This window comes from Pseudomonas sp. SJZ080 (assembly GCF_007828295.1).
Taxonomy (GTDB): Bacteria; Pseudomonadota; Gammaproteobacteria; order Pseudomonadales; family Pseudomonadaceae; genus Aquipseudomonas; species Aquipseudomonas migulae_A.
Genome location: NZ_VIUK01000008.1, coordinates 209,495 through 219,508, shown reverse-complemented (window position 1 = coordinate 219,508; position 10,014 = coordinate 209,495). Strand labels below are relative to the sequence as shown.

Sequence of the window (10,014 nt, the reverse complement as noted above, 5' to 3'; positions counted from 1 at the left end):
CAACACAATCCCGACCTTGAAGTAATACCCCCATCCGATCCGGATACTCTTGCGCTCCAGCACATGCAGCCACAACAACGTCGCCAGGCTGCCGATCGGTGTAATCTTCGGCCCCAGGTCACTGCCGATGACGTTGGCGTAGATCATCGCCTCCTTCACCACGCCTGTTGCCTGGCTGGCATCAATCGACAGCAAACCGATCAGCACCGTCGGCAGGTTGTTCATCATCGACGACAGCAGCGCAGTCAGCACACCGGTGCCCATCGCTGCGCCCCAGACGCCATAACCGGCAAAACCGTCCAGCCACCCCGCCAGATACCCGGTGAGCCCGGCGTTGCGCAGCCCGTAGACCACCAGATACATGCCCAGCGAGAAAATCACGATCTGCCACGGCGCTTCTTTCATCACTTTGCGCGTGGAAATCTTGTGCCCCCGGGCCGCAATGGCCAGCAGCAACGCCGCGCACACCGCGGAAATGGCACTGATGGGAATGCCTAGCGGTTCCAGGGCAAAACAGCCGAGCAACAGGATCACCAAGACCGCCCAACCCGCGAAAAATGTCGCCTTGTCGTGGATGGCGCTGGCCGGATGCGCCAGTTGCTCCGGATCGTAATCCTTGGGAATGTCGCGCCGAAAGAACCACATCAGCACCGCCAGCGTCGCCGCGACGCTCACCAGGTTGACCGGGATCATCACCGCCGCGTAGCGATTGAAGCTGATGTGGAAGAAGTCGGCGGAAACGATGTTCACCAGGTTCGACACCACCAGTGGCAGGCTTGCGGTGTCGGCGATAAACCCGGCGCCCATCACGAACGCCAGGGTCGCCGCCGGCGAAAACCGCAACGCCAGCAGCATGGAAATCACGATGGGCGTGAGGATCAGCGCCGCGCCGTCATTGGCGAACAACGCCGAAACCAGCGCGCCGAGCAGCACCATGTAGGCAAACAACCGGCGCCCGCTGCCACGCCCCCAACGCGCGACATGCAACGCCGCCCAGGCAAAGAAACCCGCCTCGTCCAGCAACAGGCTGATGATGATCAGCGCGACAAAGGTGCCGGTGGCGTTCCAGATGATCTGCCACACCAGCGGAATATCGCTCAGGTGCACCACCCCGAAAACCAGCGCCAGCACGGCACCGAGTACCGCACTCCAGCCGACACCGAGGCCTTTGGGTTGCCAGATCACCAGGGTAATTGTCAGGAGAAAAATCAGTGACGCAATCAGCATGCAAGGCAGCCTTCAATATGAATCAGGGGTTAACAGCAACGTACCGGGCGATCAGCCATGGCCTGCAAACGGGCGACGTCAGCAGCGAGCCATTCGCCATGATCTGCCAGCGCACCCTGCAACAGTGTGACGACCCAAGGTGCCAACTCCGGGTGCAGGCGATAAAACACCCACTGCCCCTGGCGCCGGTCCGCCAACAGGCCATTGCTGCGCAAGAGCGCCAGATGACGAGAGATCTTGGGTTGGCTGAGGTCCAGCCCGGCAGTCAACTCACACACGCACAACTCGCCTTCGCCGGCGATCAGCATGGCGATACGACTTCGTGTGTCATCGGCAAGGGCCTTGAAAACATCGACGGGACCACGGGAATCGGACATCAGGGAACACGCCTCCAGACAAACGAGGCGTGAAATATATGGAATTACGAATATTCAGTAAAGTGAAGACTTGAACCGCCTGCCCTGTAGCAGCTGCCGAGCCGCCGCTACAAGGACGGCGCTGAACTTACAACCGGATCACATGCCCCTCCACCGGTGCGACCTGTCCATGAAACAACCGGGAAATGACATTTTGCGCCGCTTCATAACCCTCACTCTCAACCACTTCCAGCAACGGATTTTCCACTGCAGTCACTTGCCGATAAAAACGCTGCAAGCCCTCACCAATATGTCGACTGACGCCTTCCGGCCCCCACTCGGCATTGCGCTTGCGGATCTGGATCGGTGCAAAGAAGAACACTGGCTTCGGCCCCTCGATGGCCGTCAACCGTGCCTCTTCGGTGCTCTGTGCAGACCCGGCGAAACAGCTGTAAACCAACTGCCCGGCAAACTGCTGGTGCACCTGGTCACGTAAATCCAGGTCGCCGGAAAAATCCACATAGAGCGTTGGACGGTCATTGGCCAGGCTCGCCAGTTCTGCGTAGGACACCGTTCGCCCATAACAACCGAGCTTTTCGACAAACGCCTTGTTACCGGCAGACGTCAGCGCCACTCGTTCCAGACCGGGCTGATTGTCCAGGCACACCGCCGTTCCGTAGGCGGTTTTGCTCGAGGCACTGGAGAACACCAATCGGGTCGCACCGAACAGCTGATTGTCCTGCAGGAAATCTGCCAGCATCGATGAGGTCAGAAACAGCGGCTTGAGCAAAATCTGCAGGTTTTCCGTTTCGGGACTGTAGTACGAATCCCAGCTGCAACGGGTGTATTGGTTGTAGGCCGAAGTCAGCGCCTGCCGATGTTGCGCAGCATCATAGAAACCACGCTCGGTAACGCGCTCCGGGCGCATCCAGAGATGGCTGGCAATCGGAAAATAACCGTAGAAGCGCTCTCCTACCGTTACGCCCTCGACCGTCGAAGCAATCACATCGGCAAAACCCCAGGCCGGTATGTGGCCCCATTCAGCCAGCCCCGTAGGAAAGAACCCCCAGTAATTCATCGAATCGCCATACGCGGCGTAGGTAATGTTGTTGGTGGTCAGTGCACAGCGGTCGATCTTCAGGATCACCTCCCCGTCAGCCGGAATCAGACTACGTTGCTCCTGTTCGATTCGACTCTGGTCGAGGGCGTTTTTGCGGGTGATCAGCCGTGTTACCGTGCTCGGACTTTGCATCTTTCCAACTCCTGCTGCGAGTGAATGGCGGGTAGCACCAGAGTAGTGGCAGCCGATGAAGAACGGGTTCGGAAACTCCAGGGGCCGCACCCCCACCCTCAATCCCCGCGCCAAGCCGTTGAAACGGCCGAGTCAGGCTCGGGCGATTTTCACCGTCGAGGCGATTTACGAGGCGTTTGTTCGGATTTGGCTGCGGGACGGCTGGTCGCGGTTGACCACTCGCGAAGTGGCGCTGGAAGCCGGCGTTGCGATTGGCACGCTCTATGACTATTTCCCGAGCAAGGAAGCCTTGCTGTCGGGGTACATCCGCCATTGTCTGGATACCGTGTTACAGCACCTGGATGAACACGTCATACGAGCGAACGACCTGGCCTGGCCAGCCCGGATCAAACGCCTCGTAGGCTTGACCTGCGACCCGAGCGAAGCCGGGCAGCCATTGTTTAGCCATGAAATGCTGGCTTTGGAACACCAGATCGCCGAATCGAAACATCATCGACGGGTATTCCAGGAGTTGTCGCAAAAATGGCGTGAGGCCTTTGCAGCCTGTAGCGACTTGCCCACACAACCGGCAGAAACAACCATCGACGCCTGGGTAATCATGGCCTGGGGCGGACGTCGTTATTGCATCACCGCGCAAGCGACGGCGGAGCAAACCGCCGCGTGGCTGTCGGAAATGGAAATGATGATCTGTAGCCGACTGTAGGAGCCGAGCTTGCTCGCGATGAGGCCATCCCCTTCAATATCGATGCTGGCTGTTACACCGCCATCGCAAGCAGGCTCGGCTCATACAGGGCTGTTCACACTTTTTTGTACTGTTCGACCCACTGCCCATAAGCATCGATGAATTTTTGCAGGAACGGCTTGAGCGACTCGGACAACTTGCCCGCCTCGTCGAACGCTGTACCGGCGCCGCTGATGTACGCTTCCGGTTGCTGCATGCACGGCACATCGAGAAACACCATGGACTGGCGCAGGTGATGGTTGGCACCAAATCCGCCAACCGCCCCGGGTGAAACGCTGATCACCGCCCCTGGCTTGCCACCCCAAGCGCTCCTGCCATAGGGCCGCGAACCGACGTCAATCGCATTTTTCAGGGGCGCCGGTACCGAACGGTTGTATTCCGGGGTCACGAATAGCAACGCGTCGGATGAACTCACTTGTTGCCGGAAAGTGCTGTAGGCTGCCGGCGGTGATTCGCCATCGATGTCTTCGTTGTAGAGCGGCAAGTCGCCAATTTCGACGATATTGAGCTTGAGATTTGCAGGTGCCAGATCGGCCAGGGCCAACGCCACCTTGCGGTTGATCGATTCCTTTCTCAAGCTGCCGACCAGAACGGCGATCGTGTAGACATTGCTCATGGAAGATTCTCGACTGTCCGATGGAAAGAGCTTGTAGTTATAGATGACGATTCAAGCAGTGGGCGACCGAAAAATGCCGCCCCTGACTATTTTTTTCCTGTAGGAAAACTTACCTCGCCCAACCACGGTCTACAGAACCGCAAATTGAGTGATTTATCTCCAGAGGTTCTAAGCAGATGGCAGCAGTACTCGTCAGTCAGTTCCATGCAAGAGACGCGGAAGGCCGTGTCTATTCCGTGCATGAGTTCCAGGAATCCACCCCTTCGGCAGACGGCCTCACCGCTGTCACCACTTACAAGCTGGCCATTGGCGATCGCGTCAACAAGCTTGATGAGAACGAGTTCCTGCTGGTGCAATCGGGCGTCACCCTCACTCGTGAACCCGTAGCCAACGTCGCCTCATAACCTCGCGTTATGAGCAGAAGTCTTATGCGCGGACTTGGGTTAGGATTCAGCCACTGACTCCCTCACCTGCTGAACATGGACTTCACGCATGCGTTTACGTCATATCGAAGTGATACACGCGCTTCTGCAGACCGGTCACCTGGGCACCGCCGCCGAATGGTTGCAGCTGCCAGTGGCCGAGGTCGAAAGCATTCTGCGTGACGCCGAGAGTCAGTTGGGTTTCATGTTGTTTTCCAGCGTGCGTGGACGCTTGCAGGCCACGCGCGAGGCGCGGGAATTGCAGGTCGAAATCGCCCATGTCTACGAGGCGCTCGAACCGGTCCAGCGTCTGGCCAACAGCCTTAAGCAATATCAGGCGCCCCCCCTTCGCATCATTTGCACGCCGCCCCTGGCTCAACAGTTGTTGCCCCAGAGCATCGCCGCCCTGCGCCGGCGTCTCCCCGATGTGCCTTGCAGCCTTCTGAGCCAACCCACTCGCGACATCGTCCGCAGCCTGCTGCTGCGCGAAAGCGATCTGGGCCTGAGCCTGCACGACCCCGATCATGCGGATATTCATTGCCAGGTCATTGCCCAAGGCAAACTGCAACTGTTGGCACCCCACGGCTGGCTGCAACCAAAGCAGAAATACATTTCACTGCAAGACCTGGCGGGCCAGTCGATGGTCGGCCTGGAAGGTCATGATCCGCTGAGCCCGGCGCTCGACAACAAACTGCACGGGCTGCGCCCTGCCCCCGTCGTCCACACCCGGGTTCAAACGCACCAGATGATGCGCAGCATGGTCGAGGCCGGTGAAGGTCTGGCGATTGTCGACCCGTTCACCGCGCTCGGGGCCAAATCCGCCGGCCTGGACGCCTGCCCGTTGGCGCCTGCCGTGCCGATCAGCGTTTATGCCCTGACCTTGAAGAACGGCGAGCCTTCCCCGGCCGCCCAGGCATTGCTGGATATCGTCACGGAACAAGCCGTGGCGATGTTGGCGAGCTGATCGGGTTTTCCAGCGGGTTACCGAACAATCGATACCAGAACAACGCAATCTCGGCGGTATTAGGGTCGATGCCGCGATAGCGCAGGTGATCGACACCGCCAATTACATACCCGCAGCGCTCATAGAGCCGGCAGGCACCCAGGTTGTTGTTCTGGGTTTCAAGCATGATGCCCGGCAGTTTCTTCTTGCGACTCCAGAACTGCGCCACATCCAGCAGCGCCTTGGCCACCCCATGCCGGCGTGCCGGCGCATGTACCGCCAACTCGTCGATGTGGGCAAAGCCGTTCCAGTTGGTGCTGATCACCAAATGCCCCACCGGCTCATCGTCGAGATAAGCCATGAAAATCGCACTGTCGGCGGCGTCGCGGAAACTGCTGAATTCCTCGGGATCAATGCCGTAGCATTTGCGGTAAGGGGTGATCGGCGTCACAGGCCACTGCTCCACCGTTTTGCCGATTTCGGCTGCACCATAGGCCGCGACTTCAAAACTGAAATCACTGCCCCAGATATAAGCGGCGAAACCATCGTCGGCGACGCGCACCGACAGCCCTGGGTATTTCGGATTCATGACCGGTTGCATACTGGGAAAGGTCCTCACTCCTTGATGCAATCGACGGTGTAATGCCGCCCATTGCCCTCGTCTTCGTGTTGCAAGCCGTGCACATCGGCGACAAACCCCGGGAAACTACTGTCGAACGTGCGGGCAAACGCCAGGTAATCGATAATCGAACGGGTTGACTCGGTAAAGCGTTCGCCGGGCATGATCAACGGGATCCCCGGCGGGTACGGCACCAGCATGACGGCGGCGATGCGGCCGTCCAGCGCATCGATCGACACCGCCTCCACCTCACCACGCACCAGTTGATCATAGGCGTCGGCCGGTTTCATGGCGATTTCGGGTAGCACCGTGTACATACGCTTGAGATGTTTGGCCGTGGCATTGCTGCGATAACAGGCATGCAGTTGATCGCAGAGATCGCGCAACCCCATGCCCTTGTAGCGCGCGCCGTCCTGCTGCGCCACGCACGGCAGGCAAGTCGCCAGGCTGACATTGCCATCATAGCTGCGCTTGAACTCCAGCAACTCGGTCAACAGCGTGCTCCACTTGCCCTTGGTGATGCCCATGGAGAACAGCACCAGGAACGAATACAAACCGGTCTTCTCGACGACCAGCCCGCGCTCCCAGAGGAACTTGCTGACCACCGCCGCCGGAATCCCGCGTTCACTCAAGGCGCCACCTGCGGTGAGACCCGGCATCACCAGCGTGACTTTGATCGGATCGAGCAACACATAGTCGTCAGTCACGCCGCCAAAGCCGTGCCAGTCGGCCTCCGGTTGCAGCAGCCAGTCTTCGGTGACCACGCGCTCGATGCCTTCCACCGACGGCGGTTGCCAGATCGAAAACCACCAATCGTCGGCAGCAATGTGCTGTCGCAGGTTCGCCAGCGCCCGGCGAAAACTCAAGGCCTCGTCGAACATTTCCTGTAACAAGGAACGACCGGCCGGGCCTTCCATCATGGCCGATGCCACGTCCAGCGACGCAATGATGCTGTATTGCGGCGACGTGGAAATATGCATCATGAACGCTTCGTTGAAACGGTCGCGGTCCAATTGCCGCGCGCCGCCATCCTGAACGTGAATCATCGAGGCCTGACTGAACGCCGCCAACAGCTTGTGCGTGGAATGGGTGGTGAACACCAGCGGGCTATCTTCGCTGCGGGAAGTGCCCATGCCGTAGCGCCCGGCGAAAAATTCGTGAAACGCCGCGTAGGCATACCAGGCCTCATCGAAATGCAGCACTTCGACGCTGTTGCCCAGGCTTTGCTTGATCAGTTCGGCGTTGTAACAGAGGCCGTCGTAGGTGGAATTGGTCACCACCGCCAGTTTGACCTTGGGGGCGCGACCCTTGGTCAACGGGCTGGCGTCGATCTTGGCCTGGATCGACTCGCGACTGAATTCGCTCAGCGGAATCGGGCCGATGATCCCCAGTTCGTTACGTTCCGGGCACAGATACAGCGGAATCGCGCCGGTCATGATGATCGAGTGCAGCACCGACTTGTGGCAATTACGGTCCACCAGCACCAGGTCATCGCGGGCAACCATGGAATGCCAGACGATTTTGTTCGCAGTCGAGGTGCCGTTGATCACGAAAAAAGTGTGATCGGCGCCGAAGTTGCGCGCCGCTCGTGCTTCCGCCTCGGCCAACGGGCCGGTGTGATCGAGCAGTGACCCCAGTTCGGGCACCGACACCGACAAATCCGAACGCAGGGTGTTTTCCCCGAAAAACTGGTGGAACGCCTGCCCCACCGGGCTCTTGTGATACGCCACACCGCCGCCATGGCCGGGCGTGTGCCAGGAATAATTAGAGTCGGCAGTGTGTTGCACCAACGCCTTGAAGAACGGTGGCAGCAAGCCATCCAGGTATTTGCGCGCGGCTCGCGCGACCTGCCGCGCCAGAAACGGCACGGTGTCTTCGAACAAATAGAGAATGCCGCGTAGCTGATTGAGTTCGTCCATGGCATCGGCCGGGGCGTTTTCCAGCGTCACTTGCTCACCCAGGGCGAAGATCGGCAAGTCCGGCGCACGCACCCGCGCCAGGCCGATCAGTTCGGCCATGTTTTGCAGCAGATGGGAGTTGGCGCTGGGGTCTTCGGCCGCGATCAACATGCACGAGAGGCCATGATGGGTCGACGCGACCAGTCGCCCCTCGGTGTAATCCACTGCAGAGACAATGCTGAAGCCTTCCTGCTCCAGCTCCCGGGCGATGCCACGCACGCGATCACCGGCGACAGTGTCGGCCTTGATGTCGCGATGGACGATCAGGACCGGGAATTTCAAATCTTTGTACATGGGGCTCAGTGTCCTGAGGCGGCAGGCCTTGGCTTGCCAATAACCTCAGGTTAGAGGGTTGAGGCGCATGTGGCGAGTGCAATGCCCCGAAATGGGTCATTGGGGGCGGTAGGCTTTATTGAGATCAAAAGATCGCAGCCTCGTTTCACTCGACAGCTCCTACAATGGAATGCGTGACCCTGTAGGAGCTGTCGAGTGAAACGAGGCTGCGATCTTTTTGAAGGACTTACGCCTGAGCTTCAGCCTCGGCGAGCTGCACCCACAGCGCCGGAGCGCCGGCAGATTTGGCGATGGCTTCCATCCGCGCCGCGTGACGGGCCAGATCGTCTTCGCTGGCGCGAATGATCCGCGTCGGCTGACGGTCGGCCGGCAAGCGACGGATTTCGGTGGCAGAGTTGTCTGCGCCTTCGCCGGAGCCATTGCCATCGGACGCGTTGCCGGCCAGCGACAGGCTGGTCTGGCCACCGGTCATGGTCAGGTAGACGTCGGCGAGGATCTCGGAGTCGAGCAAGGCGCCGTGAAGTTCACGGCCGGAGTTGTCGACGCCATAACGTTTGCACAAGGCGTCGAGGCTGTTGCGCTGCCCAGGGTGACGTTCCCGGGCCATCATCAGGGTGTCGAGAATCGAGCAGTGTTGCGTGATGTCGGCACGATCGTGCTGACCCATCAGGGCGAATTCGTTGTTGATGAACCCAACGTCGAACGCCGCGTTGTGGATGATCAGCTGCGCGCCCTTGATGAACTCGAAAAACTCATCGGCCACTTCAGTGAAGCGCGGCTTGCCCACCAGGAATTCGTTGGTAATGCCGTGGACGCCGATGGCGCCTTCGTCACTTTCGCGGTCCGGTTGCAGGTAAACGTGGAAATGCCGGCCCGTCAGGCGCCGACCAATCAACTCGACACAACCGATTTCGATAATCCGGTGGCCGTCGGTCACCGGCATGCCGGTGGTTTCGGTATCGAGTACAACGGATCTGGTGGCCATCAGTGCTCAGCTCTCAACGGGTCAATCGTGCAAAAACGGCGATGTTAACACGCTCACAGGATCCGCAGCGCACACAGACAAATGACTGATGCTCATGCAGTTTTTAACATTCATTAGCAATGATCATAAAGTTTGGCGCAGAACGGCTTGATAGCGTGTCCCCCTTGATTCCCCAAGGGTTTGAATTGTCATGAAAAGTACACGGCTCATCGTGTTGATTACCGGCCTGTTGAGCTCGGGCGCTCAGGCCACCAGTTTTGTCATCAGCACAGATATCACGCTGAGCCTGACCTTGAGCTCAACCAAAGGCACCAGCGGATCGTTCAAGGACGACAAAATCGTGCTGGCAGCCAAGGATGACGCGGCAGCGTTTGTGGCGAGCGAAGGGGAAATCCGCGGAGCGCGGATTGAAGCGGCATTCGAGAGCATTCGTGGGGGACTGAGCGATCAATACTCGGACCAACAACTGGCCACCGCCATCTTGATGCTGTGAACCCCGATTTTGCAGGAGCCGGCTTGCTGGCGATACGGTCCTGAGCCCTGCATCGATCTCGGGAACGTTATCGCCAGCAAGCCGGCGCCCACAGGGTTCGGGATGGG

11 protein-coding genes are annotated in these 10,014 nt (G+C 59.2%); 4 read left to right on the top strand and 7 right to left on the bottom strand.

All coding sequences use genetic code 11. From position 1 onward, the window contains the following. From FBY04_RS13950 to FBY04_RS13940, 3 genes are all read right to left on the bottom strand, one after another. The coding region (locus FBY04_RS13950; RefSeq protein ID WP_145315566.1) for an arsenic transporter at nt 1–1,227 on the bottom strand (1,227 nt) is incomplete at its 3' end. Between the two features lie 29 nt (nt 1,228–1,256). Further along, the gene (locus tag FBY04_RS13945) at nt 1,257–1,604 is read right to left on the bottom strand and encodes a metalloregulator ArsR/SmtB family transcription factor (RefSeq protein ID WP_145315556.1); all 348 of its coding nucleotides are present in this window, start codon (nt 1,602–1,604) and stop codon (nt 1,257–1,259) included. A gap of 127 nt (nt 1,605–1,731) precedes the next feature. Continuing rightward, nucleotides 1,732–2,835: a DUF2855 family protein gene (locus FBY04_RS13940; protein ID WP_084320814.1), complete on the bottom strand. Its 1,104-nt coding sequence runs from the start codon at nt 2,833–2,835 to the stop codon at nt 1,732–1,734. Between the two features lie 55 nt (nt 2,836–2,890). Here FBY04_RS13940 and FBY04_RS13935 point away from each other — a divergent pair, with 55 nt between their 5' ends. Then, nucleotides 2,891–3,538, top strand: coding sequence for a TetR/AcrR family transcriptional regulator (locus tag FBY04_RS13935; protein WP_145315555.1), 648 nt, complete (start codon nt 2,891–2,893; stop codon nt 3,536–3,538). A 94-nt stretch (nt 3,539–3,632) separates the two neighbouring features. Here the strand turns inward: FBY04_RS13935 and FBY04_RS13930 are convergent, their stop codons facing one another. Continuing rightward, nucleotides 3,633–4,193: an NADPH-dependent FMN reductase gene (locus FBY04_RS13930; RefSeq protein ID WP_084320816.1), complete on the bottom strand. Its 561-nt coding sequence runs from the start codon at nt 4,191–4,193 to the stop codon at nt 3,633–3,635. 176 nt (nt 4,194–4,369) lie between these two features. Between FBY04_RS13930 and FBY04_RS13925 the strand changes: the two genes are divergently transcribed. Together FBY04_RS13925 and FBY04_RS13920 are read left to right on the top strand one after the other, a co-directional pair. Further along, nucleotides 4,370–4,597, top strand: a complete 228-nt coding sequence (locus tag FBY04_RS13925) for a hypothetical protein (protein WP_084320817.1) — start codon at nt 4,370–4,372, stop codon at nt 4,595–4,597. Between the two features lie 88 nt (nt 4,598–4,685). Beyond that, the gene (locus tag FBY04_RS13920; protein ID WP_145315554.1) at nt 4,686–5,579 is read left to right on the top strand and encodes a LysR family transcriptional regulator; all 894 of its coding nucleotides are present in this window, start codon (nt 4,686–4,688) and stop codon (nt 5,577–5,579) included. Here the strand turns inward: FBY04_RS13920 and FBY04_RS13915 are convergent. The 3 genes from FBY04_RS13915 to dnaQ all read right to left on the bottom strand — a co-directional run bounded on the left by FBY04_RS13915 (nt 5,545) and on the right by dnaQ (nt 9,414). Further along, nucleotides 5,545–6,159: a GNAT family N-acetyltransferase gene (locus FBY04_RS13915; RefSeq protein WP_084320819.1), complete on the bottom strand. Its 615-nt coding sequence runs from the start codon at nt 6,157–6,159 to the stop codon at nt 5,545–5,547. The two genes, FBY04_RS13920 and FBY04_RS13915, sit on opposite strands and share 35 nt — an antisense overlap. Nucleotides 6,160–6,173: 14 nt before the next feature. Beyond that, nucleotides 6,174–8,429 carry an Orn/Lys/Arg decarboxylase N-terminal domain-containing protein gene (locus FBY04_RS13910; protein ID WP_145315553.1) on the bottom strand — a complete coding sequence of 752 codons (2,256 nt, stop codon included), beginning with the start codon at nt 8,427–8,429 and terminating at the stop codon, nt 6,174–6,176. 226 nt (nt 8,430–8,655) lie between these two features. Further along, the gene (gene dnaQ / locus FBY04_RS13905) at nt 8,656–9,414 is read right to left on the bottom strand and encodes a DNA polymerase III subunit epsilon (RefSeq protein ID WP_084320821.1); all 759 of its coding nucleotides are present in this window, start codon (nt 9,412–9,414) and stop codon (nt 8,656–8,658) included. Between the two features lie 190 nt (nt 9,415–9,604). On the opposite strand from dnaQ, the gene FBY04_RS13900 reads away from it, so the two are divergent. Then, entirely contained in the window at nt 9,605–9,907 is a 303-nt protein-coding gene (locus FBY04_RS13900; RefSeq protein ID WP_084320822.1) for a DUF2388 domain-containing protein, read from the top strand. The last annotated feature ends 107 nt before the right edge of the window (nt 9,908–10,014 follow it).

Excerpts from the sequence above, each read along its gene's own strand:
- FBY04_RS13945 (WP_145315556.1), bottom strand. The coding sequence starts at position 1,604 with ATGTCCGATTCCCGTGGTCCCGTCGATGTTTTCAAGGCCCTTGCCGAT.
- FBY04_RS13940 (WP_084320814.1), bottom strand. The coding sequence starts at position 2,835 with ATGCAAAGTCCGAGCACGGTAACACGGCTGATCACCCGCAAAAACGCC.
- FBY04_RS13935 (WP_145315555.1), top strand. The coding sequence starts at position 2,891 with ATGAAGAACGGGTTCGGAAACTCCAGGGGCCGCACCCCCACCCTCAAT.
- FBY04_RS13930 (WP_084320816.1), bottom strand. The coding sequence starts at position 4,193 with ATGAGCAATGTCTACACGATCGCCGTTCTGGTCGGCAGCTTGAGAAAG.
- FBY04_RS13925 (WP_084320817.1), top strand. The coding sequence starts at position 4,370 with ATGGCAGCAGTACTCGTCAGTCAGTTCCATGCAAGAGACGCGGAAGGC.
- FBY04_RS13920 (WP_145315554.1), top strand. The coding sequence starts at position 4,686 with ATGCGTTTACGTCATATCGAAGTGATACACGCGCTTCTGCAGACCGGT.
- FBY04_RS13915 (WP_084320819.1), bottom strand. The coding sequence starts at position 6,159 with ATGCAACCGGTCATGAATCCGAAATACCCAGGGCTGTCGGTGCGCGTC.
- FBY04_RS13910 (WP_145315553.1), bottom strand. The coding sequence starts at position 8,429 with ATGTACAAAGATTTGAAATTCCCGGTCCTGATCGTCCATCGCGACATC.
- dnaQ (WP_084320821.1), bottom strand. The coding sequence starts at position 9,414 with ATGGCCACCAGATCCGTTGTACTCGATACCGAAACCACCGGCATGCCG.
- FBY04_RS13900 (WP_084320822.1), top strand. The coding sequence starts at position 9,605 with ATGAAAAGTACACGGCTCATCGTGTTGATTACCGGCCTGTTGAGCTCG.